At 58.4% G+C, this 23205-nt stretch carries 17 protein-coding genes; 4 read left to right on the forward strand and 13 right to left on the reverse strand.

Annotated features, from left to right (window positions below):
* Position 1: 1 nt before the first annotated feature.
* The 5 genes from ACZZ0G_RS00795 to ACZZ0G_RS00815 all read right to left on the reverse strand — a co-directional run bounded on the left by ACZZ0G_RS00795 (position 2) and on the right by ACZZ0G_RS00815 (position 8761).
* A complete protein-coding gene (locus ACZZ0G_RS00795; protein ID WP_463554955.1) occupies positions 2-1228 on the reverse strand; it encodes an RHS repeat-associated core domain-containing protein in 1227 nt (408 codons plus the stop codon).
* Positions 1229-1411: 183 nt separating this feature from the next.
* Complete coding sequence (locus tag ACZZ0G_RS00800; protein WP_463554956.1) at positions 1412-2905, reverse strand: RHS repeat domain-containing protein; 1494 nt, start codon at positions 2903-2905, stop codon at positions 1412-1414.
* A 200-nt stretch (positions 2906-3105) separates the two neighbouring features.
* Positions 3106-6261: a CusA/CzcA family heavy metal efflux RND transporter gene (locus tag ACZZ0G_RS00805; RefSeq protein WP_463554957.1), complete on the reverse strand. Its 3156-nt coding sequence runs from the start codon at positions 6259-6261 to the stop codon at positions 3106-3108.
* Positions 6262-6276: 15 nt separating this feature from the next.
* Positions 6277-7464, reverse strand: a complete 1188-nt coding sequence (locus ACZZ0G_RS00810; RefSeq protein WP_463554958.1) for an efflux RND transporter periplasmic adaptor subunit — start codon at positions 7462-7464, stop codon at positions 6277-6279.
* A 49-nt stretch (positions 7465-7513) separates the two neighbouring features.
* The gene (locus ACZZ0G_RS00815) at positions 7514-8761 is read right to left on the reverse strand and encodes a TolC family protein (protein WP_463554959.1); all 1248 of its coding nucleotides are present in this window, start codon (positions 8759-8761) and stop codon (positions 7514-7516) included.
* Between the two features lie 535 nt (positions 8762-9296).
* Here ACZZ0G_RS00815 and ACZZ0G_RS00820 point away from each other — a divergent pair.
* From ACZZ0G_RS00820 to ACZZ0G_RS00830, 3 genes are all read left to right on the forward strand, one after another.
* On the forward strand, positions 9297-9971 hold the full coding sequence (locus tag ACZZ0G_RS00820) for a heavy metal response regulator transcription factor (RefSeq protein ID WP_463554960.1): 675 nt from the start codon (positions 9297-9299) through the stop codon (positions 9969-9971).
* Positions 9968-11401, forward strand: coding sequence for a heavy metal sensor histidine kinase (locus tag ACZZ0G_RS00825; RefSeq protein WP_463554961.1), 1434 nt, complete (start codon positions 9968-9970; stop codon positions 11399-11401). Before ACZZ0G_RS00820 ends, ACZZ0G_RS00825 begins: the two co-directional genes overlap by 4 nt.
* Positions 11402-11794: 393 nt before the next feature.
* The gene (locus tag ACZZ0G_RS00830) at positions 11795-11998 is read left to right on the forward strand and encodes a hypothetical protein (protein ID WP_463554962.1); all 204 of its coding nucleotides are present in this window, start codon (positions 11795-11797) and stop codon (positions 11996-11998) included.
* 305 nt (positions 11999-12303) lie between these two features.
* Here the strand turns inward: ACZZ0G_RS00830 and ACZZ0G_RS00835 are convergent, their stop codons facing one another.
* Genes ACZZ0G_RS00835 through ACZZ0G_RS00860 form a run of 6 tightly spaced genes read right to left on the reverse strand, consistent with a single transcriptional unit; the run spans position 12304 to position 18250 of the window.
* Positions 12304-14046, reverse strand: a complete 1743-nt coding sequence (locus tag ACZZ0G_RS00835; RefSeq protein WP_064389298.1) for an ABC transporter substrate-binding protein — start codon at positions 14044-14046, stop codon at positions 12304-12306.
* A 47-nt stretch (positions 14047-14093) separates the two neighbouring features.
* Complete coding sequence (locus tag ACZZ0G_RS00840) at positions 14094-14366, reverse strand: DUF2160 domain-containing protein (RefSeq protein WP_007912485.1); 273 nt, start codon at positions 14364-14366, stop codon at positions 14094-14096.
* Between the two features lie 10 nt (positions 14367-14376).
* Positions 14377-15177 (reverse strand): carbohydrate ABC transporter permease, encoded by an 801-nt coding sequence (locus ACZZ0G_RS00845; protein WP_090284391.1) that lies wholly within the window; start codon positions 15175-15177, stop codon positions 14377-14379.
* Positions 15178-15186: 9 nt separating this feature from the next.
* Complete coding sequence (locus tag ACZZ0G_RS00850; RefSeq protein ID WP_007912484.1) at positions 15187-16053, reverse strand: carbohydrate ABC transporter permease; 867 nt, start codon at positions 16051-16053, stop codon at positions 15187-15189.
* Positions 16050-17156 (reverse strand): ABC transporter ATP-binding protein, encoded by a 1107-nt coding sequence (locus tag ACZZ0G_RS00855; protein ID WP_463554963.1) that lies wholly within the window; start codon positions 17154-17156, stop codon positions 16050-16052. The genes ACZZ0G_RS00850 and ACZZ0G_RS00855 overlap by 4 nt, the downstream gene beginning before the upstream one ends.
* A complete protein-coding gene (locus ACZZ0G_RS00860; RefSeq protein WP_007912480.1) occupies positions 17156-18250 on the reverse strand; it encodes an ABC transporter ATP-binding protein in 1095 nt (364 codons plus the stop codon). The genes ACZZ0G_RS00855 and ACZZ0G_RS00860 overlap by 1 nt, the downstream gene beginning before the upstream one ends.
* Positions 18251-18590: 340 nt before the next feature.
* Here ACZZ0G_RS00860 and ACZZ0G_RS00865 point away from each other — a divergent pair, with 340 nt between their 5' ends.
* Entirely contained in the window at positions 18591-20429 is a 1839-nt protein-coding gene (locus ACZZ0G_RS00865) for a sigma-54-dependent Fis family transcriptional regulator (protein WP_463554964.1), read from the forward strand.
* Positions 20430-20626: 197 nt separating this feature from the next.
* Here ACZZ0G_RS00865 and ACZZ0G_RS00870 read toward each other — a convergent pair.
* Together ACZZ0G_RS00870 and ACZZ0G_RS00875 are read right to left on the reverse strand one after the other, a co-directional pair.
* Positions 20627-21768 (reverse strand): IS3 family transposase gene (locus ACZZ0G_RS00870; protein ID WP_463554965.1). Its coding sequence is split into 2 segments (ribosomal slippage): positions 20627-21516 and positions 21516-21768, totalling 1143 coding nucleotides; the frame shifts between segments, so codons are not numbered across the junction.
* 97 nt (positions 21769-21865) lie between these two features.
* Positions 21866-23083, reverse strand: coding sequence for an MFS transporter (locus ACZZ0G_RS00875; protein ID WP_463554966.1), 1218 nt, complete (start codon positions 23081-23083; stop codon positions 21866-21868).
* Positions 23084-23205: the final 122 nt, after the last annotated feature.

Here is a 23205-nt window from a genome sequence, read left to right on the forward strand (position 1 = left end):
CTCATGAAAACCATTTTTTGAAAAAACCCTGCTTCTGGGGCTTTTGATAGTAGGCAAAGAAGTTGCCGATGGATCTGACTGGCGCGCCCTCCTGAGGTCGCCTGTAGAGCACATCACCCTGCGCGCCAACCACACCAATCCCGGCGGAATATCCGCCATCAAGGTTCACTGACCATCCTCCAGCCCCACTCATACCATCAAGCCTGGCCATCACTCTGGACCATTCAGGCATGGTATAGCCCGTAGCCGTTTCGTTACGTCCGGTGCTGTTGCCCCATGCCAGACGCGTACGCTGCCCGGTTTCTGATCCGCCGGGCAAAGTGATTCCCGAACGAATGTTAGGTGAACCTGCATGACTCAACTTTCCCGGCTGATTGTTCTTGGGGTCAAAGAGAAACTTGGTCTGACCTAACATGCTTTCCGGAAAAGCAGCTTCGCCGCCCTGCGACAGAAGAGGTCCGGCTTCAATCCTCGAGCCGTCTCTCATTCGGACTGTCACAAAATGTCTTCGATAGTCAGAAGGTACAGGCGCATAAATCTGCTTTTGACCTCCGATCTTACTGGGGCCGATCGACGCAAAGGGCGAGACGTACTTGCTAGCCTGATTTTTCAGGTTGAAAAAACCACCATTTACATAGGCTACGACAGCCGAGTTCTGAAGACCTGCTTGCAACTTTATGTTTTCTCCCGACACTGTATTCAGACGAATACCCAGTTCGGTCCCAGCCACTTTGCCTCGCATTGATGGATCAAGAGACAAATAGGCAAGACTCCTGTCACCTTTGACGGAGCGTCCCATATCCATTCCCATGCGGTTGAAAAGCTTATTACCGCCAGTGATGTCGACTGCAATTATTCCCGGGCCAACAGTGCGTACCCATACACCATCTATTGATGCCACGACTCCAGCGTATGCCCTACGCCATCTGTTCTGCGCATCGCTCCCCTCCAAACCGTCGGAGTCAACAATGCTTATCGGGTTGTTTCCGACCATTGCAAACAGGTTAAGTCCATCAAAGGCCGGATCCGGGCTCATCCAACGCTGCAACCAAGGTGCGCAGTACCGAAAATCGTAGTAATAAAGCCCCGTTGCGTCCCGTTCCTTGCCTGAATACCGATTGGTTTTGTATGTCGCCACCTGCCCACTTTTTCCGGCCCAGCATGCTGTACCACCGAAAGGGTAATAGTGTTCCAGTGTCAGAATGCCGGCTTGCGAATCCAGCTCCAACGTAGAGGAACCAACAAGATCACCATAGCTGTAGCGAACTTGATCGGCATGAGCACCGTCAGGCCAATGGAGTATCTGTACAGAAGTTCGACCGAGCTCGACATTGATGACCTGATACTCGCCCTCACCGGCGCTGTAACGTAATTCAAGACCATCGAGATAGCGAACCTCGCTGCGAAGGGTTCAACCGGAAGCCTGCTTGATGGACACTTTGCGCAAACGATGCCCATGTCGGTCGTAGCGAAAACATTCGCAGTCATCAGTGCTGTTTTCACGCGAAACCAGAGTGACCTGATCCAGCTGATTGCGTATATCCCAAACCATTGTCTGCCCGCGTAACAACTCCAACTGATTGCCGCAGGTATCGAATCCGTTAACGATATCGCTCTCTTCTGGCAGAGAACCGTCATCACGTTGCCCCAGACTTCGATTGTTGCCGGCAGAGGTAAACATCGAAAAACCCGGGGTGCCACTGTGGTGACGAGTGATCAGATTACCCGCCGCATCGTAATCAAATGTCTGGGTGTAATTGCGTCGTTGATTGGGGTCCAGCGGAGTCGGCAACAGATCCGGCAATGCCGGGCCGTGGCTTGGGTTACTGACTTCCCAGCCCTTGGCTTCAATCAGTTGGTACAGGCTGTCGTAGCGATATCGGCTGACCGGTTCGACACGTTGATTGTTGAAGTAACTTACCGCCACGGTTTTGTCTTCCAGACCGACGATGTTGCCCACCGGGTCATAGCTGTAGTTCAGATCCTGCAAGGGTTTTTGTACGCCGGCAGCTGCCACTAATCTAAGTAACCGGCCGTCTTCACTGCTGTACTCGGCACGGGCAATAACACCGTTACCAGCCGCTTCACTTTCGACCTGATCCTGAGCGTTGTAACAGATTTCGCTGACCAGGCATTTCGGCGTCTTGCCCCCGCCGGCCTGCAGAAGCCAGGTCGCGCGAGGCTTTCCAGCCACGTCGTAATGCGCCGTTTTGATGTTACCCACCGCATCGGTATGACGCTGAAGCTCACCTGTCGGGATGAATGTCTGGCGGGTGACGTACACTTTTTCTTCGAGATACTCTTCCCGGTCGACGGGTTCGGGTGGCCAGTCGGGCGGCGCAAGCTCAATCAAAAAGCGCCGCGACTCCACCAGCACTGCGCCGCCAAGGCCATAATCATTGAAGTGCCGATTGCCGGCAGGATCGTCATGGCGAATCAGTTGGCCACACTGATTGTGCAGCGCGCATTCATCCGTGGCATCCCCATAAACCCGACGCTCAACCACCTGAGATGGCCCACCGTGCGCTTGCTCGATGAGCGCTATCGGCCGCTGGAGCGAATCGTATTGATGATGGCTCTGGTTGCCCCGCGCATCCCAGCGAGAACACATCGAACCCGCTTCACTCAACAGGCTCAACTGCCAACCGGCGTCAACGCTGTCTGTCAGTACCGCTTGTCCGCTCAACGTGTAGAGGGTGGCCAGATTCGGATTCGGCGCAGCGCCCCACAAGCGTGGATCCCACGACGCCACTTGCCGCCTTGCGGCATCAAAGAGCTGCCGGGTAATGCGCGATTCGATGTCGGATTGGTCCGGATGCCGACAATAGGCAACACTACGAATCGCCAATGCTCGCGGGTCCATGACCGACAAGGTCGGAGTGGCTGTGTCATGGTGTGAATTCATGGTGACGCGAGTCCTTGGCATCATGAACCAAGAATGAACCTGTTTTCCCTGGCCCGATACTGTAAGAACTAACAGGTGCCGCCAGCCATTTGTCGCCATCGTTTCCAGCGCTGCGGCATATTCAGGGTTCAGCGCCCATCCCGATTCTGGCCTTGGCTGTAGGACAGCCATCGCTAGCAGACGAGCTTCCACAGGGGCGATCACTTAGACATGAGTGCGGTGTCCTCATCCCGGCGATGGGCGAGTTGATAGAGCGCCGGCAAGATCAGCAGCGTCAGGATCGTAGAGGACAAAATCCCGCCGATCACCACGGTCGCCAGTGGCCGCTGCACCTCCGCACCTGTGCCGGTCGCCAGCGCCATCGGAATAAAGCCCAGCGACGCAACCAACGCCGTCATCAACACAGGCCGCAGACGCGTCAACGCACCCTCATGAATCGCGTCCGACAGCGACTGCCCCTCCTCACGCAAATTACGAATAAACGCAATCATCACCAAACCATTCAACACCGCCACCCCGGACAACGCGATAAACCCGACACCTGCCGAAATCGATAGCGGAATATCGCGCAGCCACAACGCCATGACCCCGCCGGTCAAGGCAAACGGAATCCCGGTAAATACCAGCAAGCCGTCCTTCAGGTTGTTGAACATCATGAACAACAACCCGAACACCAACAGCAACGCCACCGGCACGACAATCTGCAAGCGTTTGGCCGCCGATTGCAGTTGCTCGAACTGTCCGCCCCAACTGGTCCAGTAACCGGCCGGGACTTGCACATCACGCTCGATCACCTCACCGGCCTCGCTGACGAATGAACCGATATCACGCCCGCGCACGTTGGCGCTGACGATCACCAGACGCTTGCCGTTCTCGCGGCTGACCTGATTCGGCCCGAGCACCAGGTCGAGGCTGGCGACGTCTTGCAGCGCGATGAAACCAATCTGATTGGCCGCTGCATTCAGAGGCGCCGGCACCGGAATCAACAGCGCCGACAAGCCGTCGATGTCCTTGCGCATCGCATCGGACAGGCGCACGACCATATCGAAACGCCGGTCACCCTCATACAACGTTCCCGCCTGACGCCCGCCCACCGCAACGGCAATGGTGTCCTGCACGTCACCGACGTTGAGCCCATAACGCGCAGCCTTGTCGCGATCAATGTTGATGGTCAGCACCGGCAACCCGGTGGTTTGCTCGACCTTCACTTCAGACGCGCCATTCACTTTCTGCATCGCTGCGGCAATCTTCGCAGCCGTGGCATTGAGCACGTCCATGTCGTCGCCAAATACCTTGACCGCGACATCACTGCGCACGCCAGAAATCAATTCGTTGAAGCGCAACTGAATCGGCTGCGACAGTTCATAGTTGCTGCCCGGCAACGTGGCGGCTGCGGTTTGCAGTTCGGCCATCAGGATTTCGCGCGACTTGCGCGGATCCGGCCACTGCTCTTTCGGCTTGAGCATCACATAGCTGTCGGAGATGTTCGGCGGCATCGGGTCGGACGCGATTTCAGCGGTGCCGGTGCGGGCAAAAACACGTTCAACTTCCGGCACTTTCGCCAGAATCAACGTCTCCAGACGCTGCTGCATGTCCACCGATTGCGTCAGGCTGGTACCCGGCACGCGCAGCGCTTGCAGGGCAAAATCCCCTTCGCTCAGGCTAGGAACAAACTCGCTGCCCATGCGGCTTGTGAGCACACCACTAAGGACAATCACGCCCAAAGCAGCGCCCACCGCGACAGCGCGATGACTCATCACCCAGGCCAACGCCGGCGCATAAACGCGACGCGCGCCACGCATTACCGCGCCCTCTTCTTCCTTGACCTTGCCCGTGACGAACAATGCAATTGCCGCTGGCACAAAGGTCACGGAAAGCAGCATCGCGCCAAGCAATGCGATGACCACAGTGAACGCCATTGGGTGGAACATTTTCCCTTCGACGCCGCTCAGGGCGAAGATCGGCAGGTACACGACCATGATGATCAACTGCCCGAAAATCAGCGGTCGCCGCGCCTCTTTCGCCGCTGCAAAGACTTCCTTGAAACGCTCGGCACGGGTCAACAATCGTCCGTGATGTTGCTGCGCATGGGCCAAGCGGCGCAGGGTGTTTTCGACGATCACCACCGCGCCATCGACGATGATGCCGAAGTCGAGCGCGCCGAGGCTCATCAGGTTGGCGCTGACCTTGTTGCTGAACATCCCGGTGAAGGTGAACAGCATCGACAGCGGAATCACCATCGCGGTAATCAGCGCCGCGCGGATGTTGCCGAGAAACAGGAACAGAATCGCGATCACCAGAATCGCGCCTTCGATGAGGTTCTTTTTCACCGTGGCAATGGCTTTGTCGACCAGGTGCGTGCGGTCGTAAACCGGCACGGCGATCACGCCTTCCGGCAGAGATTTGTTGATCTGTTCAAGCTTGCTGGCCACCGCTTGCGAGACCGTGCGGCTGTTCTCGCCGATCAACATGAACACGGTGCCGAGCACCACTTCACGACCGTTTTCCGTGGCCGCGCCACTGCGCAATTCGCGGCCGATTTCGACTGTTGCTACGTTCTTCACCCGGATCGGCGTGCCGTCGACATTGGCCATGACAATGTTGGCGATGTCCTCGGTACTCGCCACTTGCCCCGGCGCGCGGATCAGCAACTGCTCGCCGCTGCGCTCGATGTAGCCGGCGCCGACGTTGGCGTTGTTACGCTCAAGTGCGGTGACCAGATCGGTCAGCGTCAGCTTGTAGGCGGCCAGGCGTTTCGGGTCCGGCGCAATCTGATATTCCTTGGCGAAACCGCCGATGGTGTTGATCTCGGCGACACCCGGCACGTTGCGTAATTGCGGCTTGATGATCCAGTCCTGAATCACCCGCAGATCGGTCGGCGTGTAGGCTGTGCCGCCGTCCTTGAGCGCGCCCTCCTTGGCCTCGACCGTCCACAGAAAAATCTCGCCGAGGCCAGTGGAAATCGGCCCCATCACCGCCTCAGCGCCTTCAGGCAATTGCTCCTTGGCGATCTGCAAACGTTCGTTGACCAATTGGCGGGCGAAGAACAGGTCGGTGCCGTCCTTGAAGATCACCGTGACTTGCGACAGGCCCGAGCGCGACAGTGAACGGGTCTGTTCGAGTGCCGGCAAACCGGCCATCGCGGTTTCAATCGGGAAGGTGATGCGCTGCTCGGTTTCCAGCGGCGAGAACCCGGCGGCGCCGGTGTTGATTTGCACCTGGACGTTGGTGATGTCGGGCACGGCGTCGATCGGCAGTTTTTGATAACTGGCGATGCCGAGGCCGGCCATAAGCAGAACGGCGAGCAGGACGATGATGCGCTGCTCGATGGCAAACTGGATCAGGCGTTCGAACATGAGGGCCTTCCGGGATCAGTGGGAATGCTCGGCCGAGGCTTTGCCCAGCTCCGACTTGAGGACGAAGCTGCCGGCGCTGGCGACTTGCACGCCCGGTTCCAGGCCTTGGGTGATTTCCACCTGCCCCGCCGCACGACTGCCCAATTCAACCGGGCGCGCTTCGAAACCATCGTCGGTGCGCACAAACACCGTGGGTTTGTCCTCGACGGTCTGGATCGCGGTTTCCGGCACGGCGACTTGCGCTTCGCGGCTGTCAGTGGCGACCAGCGCGGTGACGAACAGACCGGGACGCCATGAACCCTGCGGGTTGTCCAGCGTCACGCGGACGGTCGCGGTGCGGGTTTGTTCGCCGAGCAAACTGCCGACGTAAGCCACCCTGCCAACGACTTCCGCGTTCAACTCCGGGGCACTGACGGTGACCGCTTTGCCTACTTGAACCTTGTTCAGATCCTTCGGTGAAACGCCGAACGTCACCCACACTCGCGACAGATCCGAGAGGGTGAACGCCGCTGTACTTTCATCAACGACCTCGCCCGGCGTCAGGTGTTTTTCCACGACCACGCCGTCGAACGGTGCGCGCAATTCGTAGCGGTTGCCGCCAGTGGCGACCACGCTGCCGCTGAGCACGCTGATCTTTTGCTGCGCATTGCTCACGGCGATTTCGGCTTCTTGCAGTGCCTGGCGCGCCTGGAGGAAATCCTGTTCGGCAGAGATCTTGTCCTGCCAGAGTTTTTTCTCGCGTTCATAAGTGGTGCGCGCCAAGGCCAAACGACGTTGCGCGGCGGCTTGCTCGCTGCGCTGATCGGAGATCTGCTGACTGGCGATCACCGCCAGCAACTGGCCCTTCTTCACGGTTTGCCCGAGGTTGACTGCCACCGACTCGACCACGCCTGGGACACGCGGCACGACGTGGGCAGTGCGGTCTTCGTCGAAGCGCACTTCGCCGGGGAACGGCAGGCCACGGCTGATGGTTTGTGCCTTCGCTTCGGTGATTTGAATGCCGGCAGCCGTGATCTGTTCGGCGCTCAATTCGATATGCCCTTCTTCGGCATGTTCAGCCGCTGCGCCTTCTTCAGCGTGATCGGCATGCTCGGAAGCCTCGTCGGCATGCGCGTCGATGCTTGCGTTACCTGACCACTGCGAGCCGATACCAATGCCCAGCGCCAACGTCGCCACCGCGACCACCATCAGTTTTTTATCCATGGAAACTCCTCTGCGCCGTACCTGCGCGCAGTGATGTGAAAGGTGAAATTCAAGGGCTGACGGCGAGCTCGCCGAAGATCCGTTCGATGCGTACGCGGGCGTCTGTCGCCTCGCTGACGGCCTGGATGTACTGGCTGCGCGCGGCGATCAGCGTGCGTTGGGCGTCGAGTACATCGAGGAAGCCGAACTTGCCCATTTCGAAACCACGCGTGGCACTGTCGACCGCACTTTGCGCGGCGGGCAGGATGGTCTGGTTGAACGCTGTGACTTCGCCATTGGCGGTCTGCCATTGCTCAAGGCTGGTCTGGATTTCCGTGCGCAATCGCAGCTCGGTGGCGTTGCGCAGATCCCGCGCCTGATCGGTGCGGCGTGCCGCCGCGAGGACGTTGCCCTGATTGCGGTTGAACAGCGGAATCGGCATCGACAGTCCGACCACGTTGACCCGTTCGCGCTCGGTTTCGCTGTATTGGCTGCCGATGCTCACGGTGAGATCGGGAATGCGCTGGGACTTCTCCAGGCCCAGTGACGCTTCGCGCTGATCGATCTGCAACCTGGCCAGACGCAGCTCGGCGGTCTCGTTCAAGCGCTCGAGCAATCTTGTCGGTGGAGGAACGGCCGGCATACTTTGCGTGGGTGCCTGCACCTTGGTCGACGTCGGCAACGGCGCGCCCATGACTTGCGCCAATTGTTGGTAGGCGGTGGCCTGATCGCGCTCTGCCCGGCTCAATTCAAGGCGCACTTCCGAGAGCTGCACTTGCGCCCGCGTGCCTTCGACCGGCGACGACTTACCCGCCTCGATGCGCCCCTGCGCCACGCGTACACCGTGCTCGGCCAGTTGCAGCGACTGGCGTGACAGCTGCAAACGTTGCTGCGCGGTTTGCGCGCTGTTGAATGCCTGAATCACATCGGCACGCAAGGCATTGCGCTTGCGCTCAAGTTCAATCCCGGCAGCGTCCTGCGCGCGGCTGGCGACATCAATGCGCGCACCACGCTTGCCGCCCAGTTCAATTGGCTGACTGAGCATCACCGTGGTGGTGCGCGACTCGCGGCGAGTGTCTTCGGCCTCCCACGACACTTCGGGGTTGGGGATCAGCCCGGCCTGTTGGCGGTCACCTTCGGCGATGCCGATTTCCCATTGCGCGGCGGCCAGTTCCGGGTTGCCGGCGACGGCAGTTTGCAGGGCTTGATCCAGCGTTAGCGTCGCGGCGTTTGCGAGGCTGCTACAGGCCAACAACAGGATGCCGCTGACTGTTTTTTTCAGGCGTGATCGCGCCGTCAGTTCAATTAAACCGGGCAAAGGCAGACTTCCTTTATTCAAGAATCTTCAATGCCGCCACGGTAGGGTTTTGAACTTATCGACAAGGTGACTGGAACATTACAAATCCGTTATCCACGGTTTGCCGAAGTTGTTTTGTTCTAGGATGCGAAGTGCAAAGGGCATTTCCGTAATGCATCGAAACAAATACTCCGTAGTTATCCGCTGAACAGCACTTGCCGGAATCAAAGCCATGAGAATCCTGACGTTCTTAATGCGACAGGCTGTCGCAGAGCACTGTATTAAAGCGCGTGGCGGTTGACCCTGTAGCCACTTCAACCTTTATTGTCCGCACTCCCCTCACCGCAGCCCTCTCCCGGAGGGAGAGGGGGCCGACCGAGGTGTCTGACACTTTCCATCGACCTGTTACATCTAGCCGATTAAGGATTCAGTAAAGACTTTTCACGTCGGCGTAGTTCTGAAATATCCCGCATTCAGTCCCCTCTCCCTCCGGGAGAGGGCTAGGGTGAGGGGCCTTCTTAATTAAATACCCATTAAATAAAAGTGGTGAAAGATCATGCGAATCCTTGTCGTCGAGGACGAGCTTAAAGCTGCCGAATACTTGCATCAGGGTCTGACCGAAAGTGGTTATGTCGTTGACCACGCCGCCACTGGTGCCGATGGCCTGCATCTGGCGCAACAACAAGCGTATGACCTGATTATTCTCGACGTGAACCTGCCGGAACTGGATGGCTGGGGCGTGCTGGAACAACTGCGTCGCACTCACTCCACGCGGGTGATGATGCTCACCGCGCGCGGGCGTCTGGCCGACAAGATTCGCGGCCTCGATCTGGGCGCCGACGATTATCTGGTCAAGCCATTCGAGTTTCCCGAACTGCTGGCGCGGGTGCGCACGTTGATGCGTCGCAGCGAAAACATCCCGGTGCCGCAGGTGCTGAAAGTCGCTGACCTGGAACTCGATCCGGGCCGCCATCGCGCGTTTCGCGGGCCACAGCGTATCGACCTGACCACCAAGGAATTCGCCCTGCTGCATCTGCTGATGCGCCAGTCCGGCGAAGTGCTGACGCGCACACAAATTATCTCGCTGGTGTGGGACATGAATTTCGATTGCGACACCAACGTGGTCGAAGTGTCGATCCGCCGCTTGCGGGCGAAGATCGACGACCCGTTCGACAGCAAGTTGATCCACACCCTGCGCGGTGTCGGTTATGTGCTGGAGGCGCGCGAATGAAGCCAGCGAGCCTGTCGATGCGCCTCGGTTTGACGGTGAGTATTCTTGGCGCGCTGTTGGTGGTGTTTCTGGCGATCCTTGCCTACTTCGCGTTGACTCATGAACTCAATGCGCTGTCCCGCGACAGTCTTGAGAAGAAGATGGCGCAGGTCGAACACAGCCTGTCGCTGTACGCCGACGCCAATGAAATCACCGGTAAACCGCACATGTTGCTCGATCAAGTGATGGGGCATGACAACCTGACGTTGACGATCTATGACCGCTTGAGTTTGCGTTCACCGTTGCTCAAATCCGGCAGCGGCTTGAGCGATCCACGGGTTGAATTGAAAGCCGTACGAGCGACCACCGAGCAACTGGCTTACTCCGAGAACATCGATGCTGAAGGGGCGAAATTCCTCACGGTTTCCAAGCTGATTCGCCTCAAGGATGGCAACAGCGTGCCGGTTCTGCTGTCGATGGACAACGCACACGATCAGGCCTTGCTCAGCGCTTATCTACGCTCGACGCTGATGGCCTTGCCGTTGCTGCTGGTGTTCATCGGCCTGACCGCGTGGGGCGCGGTGCAACGCGGGTTGGCGCCGCTGCGCGAGTTTCGCAAAGTGGCAGCGATGGTCTCGACCCAGGACCTCGAGCATCGGCTGTCGGCGGTGAACATGCCGCAGGAATTGAGCGAACTGGCGCAAGGCATCAACTTCATGCTGCATCGGCTGGATGCGGGGGTGCAGCAGTTGTCGCAGTTCTCCGATGACCTGGCGCATGAGCTGCGCACGCCGATCAACAACCTGATGGGCAAGGCGCAGGTGACCCTTTCGCGCGAACGCAGTGTCGATGAGTACAAGGATGTGCTGGTGTCATGCACCGAGGAACTGGAGCGCGTGGCGCGGATCGTTTCCGACATGTTGTTTCTGGCGCAGGTCAGTCATCCGTCAGCGCTGGCGCCGTTTGAATCGGTGGCGCTGGAGGTTGAAGTGGCGAAGGTGGCCGAGATGTTCTCGTTGTCGGCGCAGGATAAGAACATTCATTTGAATGTCGTTGGCAGTGCGACGGTGATGGGCGATCGGCTGATGATTCAGCGGGCGATTTCCAATCTGCTGTCCAACGCGTTGCGTCATTGCCCGAACGGGAAAACCGTGACGCTGCTGATTGAGCAATGCGCGACACAAACATCCCTGCTGGTCAGCAACCCCGGCGTCGGCATTGAGGCGCAACATCTGCCACACCTGTTCGACCGTTTCTACCGCGTCGACACCAGCCGCTCACGCTCGCAGGGCAGCACCGGGTTGGGCCTGGCGATCGTGCGCTCGATCATGAGCCTGCATCAGGGGGTGGCGGAGGTTAAGAGCTTGCCGGGGGCGATGACCGTGTTCCGGCTCGGGTTTCCTTCGGTGCCGCCAACGCCCCCTTCGCTTGCAGGCAAGATCCCACAGTGATTTGCGGGGTACTCAGGTTTTGTGCGCACCACTGAAATCTGTAGGCCTTCGTCTGCTCGCAATGGCGGTGGGTTCTTCAACATCTGCACTGCCTGATACTCAGCCTTCGCGAGCAAGCTCGCTCCCACAGGGACAGTAGTCATCCACAAAATGTGTGGACGCCGCCAAAACCTGTGGGAGCGAGCTTGCTCGCGAAAGCGTCGGATCAGGCGATATCCATGTTGAATGTCAGAATGGGAATCGGGAGTTTTGTACGATTTCTTACCGATACGCTCTCGTCTCCGCACAAACTCCGAAAGCTCCCGCCCTAACATCCGTTTCGTCCTACAGCCAGCCTTGAGTGGGTAGTTCTATGGTGAAGGTCTTTGCAGGTAGAAGAACGATGGGGGCACTATGAGCGGAGACATGTTTTGTGAGTTGGTTGCAGAAATCGAGACTCTGGCAGTCCAAGGTCGGGCGCAGCGCCTTCTCGCTTACACAGAAAAAACCGGCACACCACGAATTGGCGCTATGAAAGGCAAGCTGGTGCTGCCTGAAGATTTTGATTCGCCATTGCCTGACGCCATGCTTGATACCTTTGAAGAAATTCAAGCATGAAGCTGGCATTGACCGATGCCCTTTAGTAGCTGCTGCAGTGGGCAGGGTGTTTTTGAGTTTTGTGAACACCACTGCAATCTGTGGGATTGCTTGCCTGCAAGCGATGGCGGCGTGTCAGTCATTATCCATGCTGAATGGCAGACCGTATTCGCGAGCAAGCTCGCTCCCACAGTAATCTCGATTGTGATCGGAACCTATGAACGATACAGATCCAATGTGGGAGTGAGCCTGCTCGCGAATACGGTAGATCAGACAGCAAAGAAAACGGCACCTTCCGGTGCCGTTTGCCTTTCACATTTCAGCGTTTACTTACGCGCATCCGCCCACGATTTCAGCAGTTCGTTGTAGCTCACGGTCTCGCCTTTCGGCTTCTCGTTGGCCAGTTTCGGTTTCGGTGCGCCTGGCTGATCAAACCAGTACTGGGCATCGCGTTCCGGATTCATCTTCGGTGCACAAACGGCCTGGGCCTTGGAGCGTTCGAGGCGCGTCATGATCGCGTCCTGATCCTTGGCCAAACCATCGAGCGCCTGTTGCGGGGTTTTCTCGCCACTGGCCGCTTCGGCGATGTGGCTCCACCACAGTTGCGCCAGACGCGGATAATCCGGCACGTTGGTCCCGGTCGGGGTCCATTGCACGCGGGCCGGGCTGCGGTAGAACTCGACCAGACCACCGAGTTTCGGCGCCAGATCGGTCATCGCCTGCGAGTTGATGTCCGACTCGCGAATCGGCGTCAGGCCGACGATGGTTTTCTTCAGCGATACGGTTTTCGAGGTGACGAACTGCGCGTACAACCACGCTGCCAGTTTCTGTTTCTCAGGCGTGGATTTCATGAACGTCCACGAACCCACGTCCTGATAACCAAGCTTCATGCCCTCCTCCCAATACGGCCCGCGCGGCGATGGCGCCATCCGCCATTTCGGCGTGCCGTCGGCGTTGACCACCGGCAGGCCCGGTTTGGTCATGTCGGCGGTGAACGCGGTGTACCAGAAAATCTGCTGAGCGATATTGCCCTGCGACGGCACCGGGCCGGACTCGGAGAAAGTCATGCCCGCCGCTTCCGGTGGCGCGTACTTCTTCAGCCAGTCGACATACTTGGTGGTGGCGAACACTGCCGCCGGGCCGTTGGTGTCGCCGCCACGGGTCACGCTGGAACCGACCGGGTGACAGTCCTCGACGCGAATCCCCCACTCGTCCACCGGCAAACCGTTGGGAATACCTTTGTCGCCGCCGCCGGCCATGGAGAACCAGGCATCGGTGAAACGCCAGCCCAGCGACGGATCTTTCTTGCCGTAGTCCATGTGCCCGTAAACGCGTTTGCCGTCGATTTCCTTGACGTCTTCACTGAAGAATTTGGCGATGTCTTCATAGGCCGACCAGTTCACCGGCACGCCCAATTCGTAGCCGTACTTTTCTTTAAACTTGGCTTTCAGATCAGCGCGTTCAAACCAGTCAGCACGGAACCAGTACAGGTTGGCGAATTGCTGGTCGGGCAGTTGATAGATCTTGCCGTCCGGCGCGGTAGTGAACGAGATACCGATGAAGTCCTTGATGTCGAGGGTCGGCGAGGTGAAATTCTTGCCTTCGTTGGCCATCAGGTCGGTGATCGATTCGGTCTTGCCGTAGCGAAAGTGCGTACCGATCAGGTCCGAGTCGTTGACCCAGCCGTCATAGATATTCTTGTCGGACTGCATCACCGTCTGCATTTTTTCCACCACGTCGCCTTCTTGCAGCAGGTCGTGGGTGAGTTTGATCCCGGTGATTTCGCTGAACGCCTTGGCGAGCACTTTCGACTCGTATTCGTGGGTGGTCAGGGTCTCGGAAACGACCTTGATGTCCATGCCGCGAAACGGCTCGGCGGCCTTGATGAACCACTTCAGTTCTTCGAGTTGCTGCTCGGCCGTCAGGGTCGACGGCTTGAATTCACTGCCGATCCATTTTTTCGCCGCGTCCTCGTAGGCATCGGCCCAGGCGGATGCGCTCAAACCGCTGAGTGCCAGCATGGCTGCCAATGAAATGCTATGTCGCAGCTTATTGTTTTTGTCGAACATAGAGACCTCCTGTTTAAGTTGTGGAGCCGCATTGCCGAACGACTCGACTAGCCCCAACGCATCACAGCCAACAGCCACACCAGGGACAACGCGGACGCCACCCAGATGCTCCAGTCGGTGGCGCCGATCACCAGCAAATGCAGGTAGGCGCTGCCGAGAAGACCGATAAACAAGCGATCGCCACGGGTGGTGGCAATCGGCAGAAAACCTCGCCGCAGGATGCTCGGCGAGCGCAATTCCCACGTCGTCATGCCGACCAGAATCAGGCCGATGACGATGAAGAAAGCTGCGGTAGGCGTGGTCCAACTCATCCATTCCATCATCAGCCCCTCAGACCCGACCGAGGGCAAAGCCCTTGGCCACGTGGTTGCGAACAAACCAGATCACCAGCATGCCCGGCAGAATGGTCAACACCCCCGCCGCTGCCAGCACGCCCCAATCGATACCCGATGCTGAAACCGTACGCGTCATCACCGCCGCAATCGGCTTGGCGTTTACCGAGGTCAACGTGCGCGCGAGCAGCAGTTCGACCCAGGAAAACATGAAGCAGAAAAAAGCCGTCACACCGATGCCGGAACCGATCAACGGGATGAAAATCTTCACGAAAAACTTGGGAAAACTGTAGCCGTCAATGTAGGCGGTTTCGTCGATTTCTTTCGGCACACCGGACATGAAGCCCTCAAGAATCCACACCGCTAACGGCACGTTGAACAGACAGTGCGCCAAGGCCACGGCGATGTGCGTATCGAACAGACCGATCGACGAATACAACTGGAAGAATGGCAGCAAAAACACCGCCGGTGGCGCCATGCGATTGGTCAGCAGCCAGAAGAACAAGTGCTTGTCGCCGAGAAAACGGTAGCGCGAAAACGCATACGCCGCCGGCAACGCCACGCTCAGCGAGATCACGGTGTTGAGGCTGACGTAATACAGCGAATTGAGATAACCGGTGTACCAGCTCGGATCGGTGAAGATCACTTTGTAGTTCGCCAGCGTGAACGCCTGTGGGAAAAGTGTCAGGCCGCCGAGGATTTCGGTGTTGCTCTTGAACGACATGTTCAGCAGCCAGTAGATCGGCACCAGCAGAAACAGGATGTACACCAGCAACGGAATAAGCTTTCTCTTGCTCATGGCCGGGCCTCAGCGGTTGGCGTCGGAGTGCGTCATGGCGGTGTAGAACAGCCAGGACACCAACAGGATGATCAGGAAGTACACCAGCGAAAACGCCGCTGCCGGACCGAGGTCGAATTGCCCTACGGCCATTTGGGTCAACGTCTGACTCAGGAAGGTCGTGGCGTTACCCGGCCCGCCGCCGGTGAGCACAAATGGCTCGGTGTAGATCATGAAACTGTCCATGAAGCGCAGCATCACCGCGATCAGCAGCACGCTTTTCAACTTGGGCAACTGAATGTGCCTGAACACCGCCCAGGCCGAGGCCCGGTCGATACGCGCGGCCTGGTAATACACATCAGGAATCGCGCGCAAACCGGAGAAACACAGCAGCGCCACCAGCGAAGTCCAATGCCAGACGTCCATCACCAGCACCGTCACCCAGGCGTCCATGGTGTTGGCCGCATAGTTGTAACTGATGCCCATGGCGTTGAGGCTCGACCCCAGCAAACCAATGTCCGCCCGGCCGAAAATCTGCCAGATGGTACCGACCACGTTCCACGGGATCAGCAACGGGATCGCCAGAATGATCAGCACCACTGACGACCAGCGACCCTTGGTCGGCATGGTCAGCGCGACGGCAATGCCCAACGGAATTTCGATCAGCAACACACACGCCGAGTAGATGAACTGGCGCAGCAACGAGTCATGCAGGCGCGGATCGAGCAGCACTTGCTTGTACCAGTCGGCGCCCACGAAGTAGCGGCTGGACTGGTCGAAGATGTCCTGCACCGAGTAGTTGACCACGGTCATCATCGGGATCACCGCACTGAACGCCACCAGCAGGAACACCGGCAACACCAGCCACCAGGCCTTGTTGTTCTGCACCTTGTTCATGGCTGCACCTCGTCGGCTTCAAGCAGAAATTCATCGGCATAGACCATCAGCCACTGCGCCGGGAAACTGATGTACGCGGTGCCCTGCGGTACTGGCTTGTCTTCGGCCAGCCGCACTTTCAGCGGCGCGCCGTCGAGGTCGAGGGTCATGATCTTGTAGGTGCCGAGGTCTTCGACGTGTACGACCCTGGCCTGCATCGCGTCATCAAACGGCTCGTCCCACACGTGAATAAACTCCGGGCGGATGCCGACCTTCAGATTTTTCCACTGACCGTGCTCGATATGGCGTTGCATGGCGTCGGACAACGGCAGGTGCGTCGAGGCGAAACCGACGCCGCCGGGCTGCGGCTGCACCTCGATCAGGTTCATCCCCGGGCTGCCGATGAAATAGCCGACAAAGGTGTGGCTCGGCCGCTCGAACAATTCCCGTGGCGTGCCGAACTGGACGATCTGGCCGCCGTACATCACCGCGATCTTGTCGGCGAAGGTCGAGGCCTCGAGTTGATCGTGGGTGACATAGACCATGGTGATGTTGAACTGCTCGTGGATCTGCTTGAGCTTGCGCCGCAGTTTCCACTTCAGGTGCGGGTCGATCACCGTCAGCGGCTCGTCGAACAGGATTGCGGAAACGTCGTCACGGACCAGACCACGGCCCATGGAGACTTTCTGTTTTTCGTCGGCGGTGAGATTGCGCGCCTTCTTGCTCAGGAGCTTTTGCAGGTCGAGGACTTCGGCAATTTCCTGCACCTTGCTGTGCACTTTCGCCTCGGCCATGCCCTGATTGCGCAGGGGGAAAGCCAGGTTGTCGAACACGGTCATGGTGTCGTAGACCACCGGAAACTGGAAAACCTGGGCGATGTTGCGCTTCTCCGGCGTCAGGTCATTGACCGCTTTGCCGTCGAACAACACATGACCCTGCGAAGGGCTGAGCAGGCCGGAAATGATGTTGAGCAAGGTCGACTTGCCGCAACCCGATGGCCCAAGCAAAGCGTAAGCGCCGCCCTGCTCCCAGACGTGATCCATCTCGCGGATCGCGTAATCCTCGGCGCCGCTCGGGGTTTTGCTGTAGCTGTGGGCGAGGTGCTGCAAACGGATTTCGGCCATCAGGCAACCCTCGCGACACGCCGGCCCGGTGCCTGCACCAGACGGCCCTGCGCATCGAAAACGAACAGTTTGTGGGTCGGGATGTAAATGCGGATCGGCGCATCGACGTCGTATTCGTGAACGCCGGGCAGGTGCAGCACCAGCAGGAAATGCTCGTTGCGCACATGCAGGAAGGTTTCCGAACCACTGATCTCGGCGACTTCGACGGTGACCGCCAGTTCGAGGTCGTCATCGTTGCTCGGCACCAGCGAGATATGGCTGGGGCGTACGCCGAAACGGAATTCGCCCTCGCCCACCGGGCGCAGATCGACGTTCAACGGGAAGTGTACGAAGTTGGCAAAACTCACTTCGTTACCGGCAATGCGCCCGGGCATCAGGTTGATCGGCGGTTCGGAGAACAATTCGGCGGCGAGCACGGTTTGCGGCTGGTGATAGACCGAAGTGGACGGGCCGCTCTGAATCACCCGGCCTTCGTGAAGAATCGTCGTGGTGCCGCCGAGTGCCAGCGCTTCGTTGGGTTCGGTGGTGGCGTAGATGGCGATGGTGTGGCGCGCCTTGAACAGCTCGCGCATTTCCTGACGCAGCTCTTCACGCAGTTTGTAGTCGAGGTTGACCAGCGGCTCATCGAACAGAATCAGCTCGGCGTCCTTGACCAGCGCGCGGGCCATGGCCGTGCGCTGCTGTTGGCCGCCGGAGAGTTCCAGCGGATAGCGCTGCAGAAACTTCTCGATGCGCAGCATCTTCGCGGTTTCCTGCACTTTGCTGTGGATGATCTCTTTCGAAACTCCGGCCTGACGCAACGGCGAGGCGATGTTCTCGAACACGGTCATGGTCGGGTAATTGATGAACTGCTGATAGACCATCGACACGTTGCGCAGGCGCACCGGGCGCTGGGTGACGTCGACGCCGTTCATCAGGATGCGGCCGCTGTCGGGCTTATCGAGCCCGGCCATTAAACGCATGAGGCTGGTTTTGCCGGACAGCGTGCGGCCGAGCAAAACGTTGAACGAACCGGGTTCGAATTTCAGGCACGCATCGTCGATCCAGGTCTGGCCCTCGACGGTGCGGCTGACGTGCTCCAGGGTGAGTGACATGGCTCGGCCTTTTTATTATTGGAGTCAAGCGACCTGTGCACGGGAGCGAGTTTCGTGCCAAAAATGGCAAGTGGTTGATTTGTCGTGAAAATCGTTGAAAGCGCGGCGATTGGGCGTTCATTGCTGAACACATTTGAACAGTTGGGCGATTGACAATGAACAATAGTGAACAACACTCTATGAACGCTTTTTGCGAACCGATCCCCCTGTAGGAGCTGCCGCAGGCTGCGATCTTTAGATCTTGATTGTCAAAAAACAGGATCAAAAGATCGCAGCCTGCGGCAGCTCCTACAGGGGATCGCATAACAATAATAAAATGCTGCATCAGAGGCCCACTGCCATGGCCGCACCTGCCCCGCCGCTGTCCCACGACGCGATCGTCCAGAGTTCCTGGCAACGTTGCCGCGCATTCGGTCTCGACCACCAAAGCACGCCGGCCTTCGATCAACTGCCCGCCGCCGGGATCGCCCATCTGCTCGACAGCCATCACTCGCTGGTGCAGACCACGCACCAGGAAGTCCTGCCCTATTACGAAAACATCCTCAGCAACTCCAACTGCCTGATCATGCTCGCCGACAATCAGGGCCAGGTCCTGACCTCGTGGGGCACGCAGCGCTTTATCGAGCCGAATCTGGCGCGCGGCTTTCAGGCCGGTGCGAGTTGGGTGGAGCGCACCAGCGGCACCAACGCGATCGGCACGGCGCTGGCCTGCGAGCAGGCGGTGCATATCGAACACGATGAACATTTTCTGAAAGCCAACCGCTTCATGACCGGTTCCGCCGCACCGATTTTCGACGCCGAGCGCAAGGTCATCGCGGTGCTCGACGTGTCCAGCGACAGCTATCTGCCACCCTCGCACACGCTGGGCATGGTCAAGATGATGAGCCAGACCGTGGAGAACCGACTGATCCTCAACCTGTTCCATGGCCAACATTTTCAACTGACCTTCAACACCGGGTTGAACAACCTCGACAGTCAGTGGGCCGGGTTGTTGATCTTTGATGAGAGCGGTCAGGTGTTGTCGGCCAATCGCCGCGCCGACAATCTGCTAGGCGTACGTTTGTCGCGGGTCAGCGTTGAGAGCCTGTTCAAGGTGTCGCTGCTGGAATTGATCAATCAGCCGAACGGGATGCCGTTTGCCTTGCAGACCTCCGGGCGTAACCGCTTTCAGTGTTTGTTGAAGCGGCCGAAACAGGCGTCGATTCAACCGCGCGTTTTTGCTGCTGAAGCCAAAACTGCCGCGTCCACCGCCATCAGTCTCAACACCCTGCACTTCGGTGACAGCCGCGTGGAAAAAGCCGTGCGTCAGGCGGAGCGGTTACTGGAGAAAGACATTCCGCTGCTGATCCATGGCGAAACCGGCGTCGGCAAGGAAGTCTTCGTCAAAGCCCTGCATCAGGCCAGCTCGCGCAGCAAACAGGCATTTATCGCCGTCAACTGCGCGGCGATCCCCGCCGAACTGGTGGAATCCGAGTTATTCGGCTACGAGAAAGGCGCGTTCACCGGCGCGAATCAGAAAGGCAGCATCGGGCTGATTCGCAAGGCAGACAAAGGCACGTTGTTCCTTGATGAAATCGGTGATATGCCGTTGCCGACCCAGGCGCGGTTATTGCGGGTCCTGCAAGAGCGCTGCGTGCAGCCGGTGGGCAGCAGCGAGTTGTTCCCGGTGGATTTGCGGATTATCTCGGCGACTAACCGTTCGTTGCGCGAGCAAGTGCAATTAGGCCGGTTTAGGGAGGATTTGTATTACCGCATTGGTGGCCTGACGCTGGAACTGCCGCCATTGCGCGAGCGCAGTGACAAGGAGGCGTTGTTTAAACGACTGTGGGAGCAGCATCGTGAGCCGACGCAGTGGGCGGGGTTGAGCCAGGAGGTGCTGGAGCTGTTCAGTCGTCATCCGTGGCCGGGGAATTTACGGCAAGTCAGCAGCGTGATGCAGGTGGCGTTGGCGATGGCTGAGGAGCAGCCGGTGAGGCTGGAGCATTTGCCGGATGATTTTTTTGTGGATCTGGAGATGGAGCCGGTGGAGAGCGCGGCGCCGTTGGGGCTGGATTTGAATGATGTTGAGGCGTTGAACCGGGAGTTGAAGGCTTCCGGGGGCAATATTTCGCATCTCGCGCGACGGTTGGGGGTTAGCCGCAACACCCTCTACAAACGGTTGCGGCAGATTGAAGGTTGAGTGAACCCCTTCCCCTCACCCCAGCCCTCTCCCCCAGGAGAGGGAGCCGACCAAGGTGTCTGAAGAGATCCATCGACCTGAAAGATCCAGTTGATTATGGATTCGGCGCAAATCGACCAGGTCGCTGTATGTCGTGAACATCTTCCCATTGATCTGGTCAAACGATACTGGACACGGTTATAGGGTTTTACCCTTTTTCATGCCGCCAGGGCTTCCATGGCTACGGGAGTTCGATAGCCGTTGTAACTGTGTAGCCTGATCCGATTGTAATAGTGGGTCAGGTAGCGCAACACATCGGTACTGGCCTCGTCTTCGTTTCGGTAGCCAGCCTTGGGTATCCATTCAGATTTCAAACTGCCGAAGAAACGCTCCATCGGGGCGTTATCCCAGCAGTTTCCTCGTCGACTCATGCTTTGTTTTATCCGCATCTCCGACAGCGTTTCACGGAACATTTTGCTGCTGTAATGACAGCCCTGATCCGAATGGAACATCAAGTTTTCAGGGCGTCCTCGCGACTCGAAAGCCATCTTCAACGCTTTACAGGTCAGAGCCGAATCGGGACTTCTGGATATCGCCCAGCCGACGATGCGTCGGGCATACAGGTCTAGTACCGCAGCCAGATAAACCCAATAAGTACCGGCCCAAATGTAAGTCACGTCGCCACACCACACTTGATTGGGCGCCTCAACGTTGAATTTACGCTGCAAATGATTAGGGGCGTATTGAGCCTCCGCGCCGCTAGGTTTGTAACGATGCCTGCGCCGTTGCTGGCTCTTCAATCCGATCTCGCGCATCAGGCTACGAGCCATGTAACGACCTACCGACTCCTTTTCGTTACACAACGCCTTTGCCAGGCTGCGCGCGCCCATTGAGCCGCGACTTTGCTCATGTAATTCGGCAGCCTTGATCTTGAGTCGATCGCGCTCGACATCCACTTTTGTCCGCCGTTTCAGACGCTCGTAATAACTGCTGCGGTTGATACCAAATACGCCACACAACTCGGATCTTGGATATTGCTCGCTTAACTCCTCGACCAGCCTTACCGATCGAGGGAATCCGACATCAAGAGAGCAGTAGCCTTTTTTAAAATTTCCTTCTCGCGCTCAATCCGTCGGATTGTTGCTTCCAGTTCCTGGATGCGTTGTTGGTCAGCGGTCATGGCCTTGGACTTCTCAGGTGTCTTCCCGCTGCGCTCTGAACGCAGTTGCTCAACCCAGCGGCGCAGAGCTGTAGGGCCTACACCCATTGCTTCACAGGCTTCGCTCACCGAATAATCTTTATCCAAAACCAGGCAAGCCGCGTCCCGTTTGAAATCTGTCGAAAAATAGCGTCTGGTCAAATCACACCTCGTCGTTGGGCGTAGATTAACGCCCTTTAGGGGTGTCCAGAATCATTAAGCCAGATCACCATTCAGTCCCCTCTCCTGGGGGAGAGGGCTAGGGTGAGGGCGAAAATTCCGGCTCAACATGCGCAACCGAAGCCGCCCCCAATGTACGCAACCCGACCAGCACAACCACCACCATCATGATCCCTGCACCAATGGCCACGCCGAAACCTGCCCGTGCGCCCCAGGCATCAATAACCAATCCCGCCAGCATGCCACCGAGCGCAACGCCGATGCTGATACCCGTGGTCATCCACGTCAGCCCTTCGGTGATCCGCGACGGCGGGATGATGATCGTCCCCAGCTTCATGACCACGACCATCGTTGGCGCAAACGAGATACCGGCGATAAACAGCGTCGCCGACAGGACATAAACGTCCGTTGCAAAAATCGGCAACACGCCGGTGAACGCCGTGACCAATATCCCGATCAGGAATTGTTTTTCAATCGCCAGCGAAACCCTCATCGCACCGAACGTCAGGCCCGCCACCAGTGAGCCGAACGCATAAGCAGCGAGGATGAAGGTCGCCGACGCTGGCCAGCCTTGTGCATTGGCGAAGGCCACGACGGCGACGTCGATTGCTCCACCAATGACGCCCATCGCCAACAGCGCGAGGACAATGGTGCGAACGCCGGGGATCAGCAGGGTTGAGCCGCTATGGCTGGCGTGCCCCACGACAACCTTGGGTTCAGTCTGGCGTTGCAGGAGAAACGCTGTCACCCCGACGGCGAGCAGCCCGACCGCGACCAGCGGCCCGGCTTCGGCAAAAAAACTCACGCTCAAACCGATCGCCAGTGGTGGACCGACGATGTAGGCCATTTCGGTGAGAACCGTGTCCAGCGAGAACGCCGTGTGCAGCTGCGGCTTGCCTCGGAACAACTGCGTCCATCGCGCGCGGATCATCGACGGCATGCTCGGCATCGTTCCCGCCAGTCCCGCCAGCACAAACAGCAGTGCAGCCGGTGCCCGCATGTAAACCGCGAGGATCAGGGCCAGCAACATGGCAATGCTGAACGCGGTGACAACGGGCAGCACGCGGCTTTGGCCATGTTGATCGACCAGTCTAGAGATGTGCGGGCCGAGCAGCGCATTGGCCAGAGTGAACGTGCCGGCGACTGCGCCGGCCAGCCAGTAAACCCCGGTTTGTTCAACCAGCATGGTGATGATGCCGATGCCGATCATTGCCTGTGGCAAGCGTGCGATGGAGCTCGCGAGCACTAATCCCGTGGCGCCAGGGGTCGTTAGCAGCTCGCGGTAGTGATTGGCCATGGTGTTTCCCTTACATGATCGTCGCTGATCAGCATCCGGCTGAACGCGCTGCCGACATCAAGACCTACGCGAACGTCAAAAGCAACCCTCACCCCAGCCCTCTCCCGGAGGGAGAGGGAGCC

The sequence above is a fragment of the Pseudomonas sp. AC169 genome, assembly GCF_979258515.1.

Bases quoted from the DNA above. Each gene is read 5' to 3' on its own strand.
- ACZZ0G_RS00800 (WP_463554956.1), bottom strand. From the start codon at position 2,905: ATGAATTCACACCATGACACAGCCACTCCGACCTTGTCGGTCATGGAC.
- ACZZ0G_RS00805 (WP_463554957.1), bottom strand. From the start codon at position 6,261: ATGTTCGAACGCCTGATCCAGTTTGCCATCGAGCAGCGCATCATCGTC.
- ACZZ0G_RS00810 (WP_463554958.1), bottom strand. From the start codon at position 7,464: ATGGATAAAAAACTGATGGTGGTCGCGGTGGCGACGTTGGCGCTGGGC.
- ACZZ0G_RS00820 (WP_463554960.1), top strand. From the start codon at position 9,297: ATGCGAATCCTTGTCGTCGAGGACGAGCTTAAAGCTGCCGAATACTTG.
- ACZZ0G_RS00825 (WP_463554961.1), top strand. From the start codon at position 9,968: ATGAAGCCAGCGAGCCTGTCGATGCGCCTCGGTTTGACGGTGAGTATT.
- ACZZ0G_RS00830 (WP_463554962.1), top strand. From the start codon at position 11,795: ATGAGCGGAGACATGTTTTGTGAGTTGGTTGCAGAAATCGAGACTCTG.
- ACZZ0G_RS00835 (WP_064389298.1), bottom strand. From the start codon at position 14,046: ATGTTCGACAAAAACAATAAGCTGCGACATAGCATTTCATTGGCAGCC.
- ACZZ0G_RS00840 (WP_007912485.1), bottom strand. From the start codon at position 14,366: ATGGAATGGATGAGTTGGACCACGCCTACCGCAGCTTTCTTCATCGTC.
- ACZZ0G_RS00845 (WP_090284391.1), bottom strand. From the start codon at position 15,177: ATGAGCAAGAGAAAGCTTATTCCGTTGCTGGTGTACATCCTGTTTCTG.
- ACZZ0G_RS00850 (WP_007912484.1), bottom strand. From the start codon at position 16,053: ATGAACAAGGTGCAGAACAACAAGGCCTGGTGGCTGGTGTTGCCGGTG.
- ACZZ0G_RS00855 (WP_463554963.1), bottom strand. From the start codon at position 17,156: ATGGCCGAAATCCGTTTGCAGCACCTCGCCCACAGCTACAGCAAAACC.
- ACZZ0G_RS00860 (WP_007912480.1), bottom strand. From the start codon at position 18,250: ATGTCACTCACCCTGGAGCACGTCAGCCGCACCGTCGAGGGCCAGACC.
- ACZZ0G_RS00865 (WP_463554964.1), top strand. From the start codon at position 18,591: ATGGCCGCACCTGCCCCGCCGCTGTCCCACGACGCGATCGTCCAGAGT.
- ACZZ0G_RS00875 (WP_463554966.1), bottom strand. From the start codon at position 23,083: ATGGCCAATCACTACCGCGAGCTGCTAACGACCCCTGGCGCCACGGGA.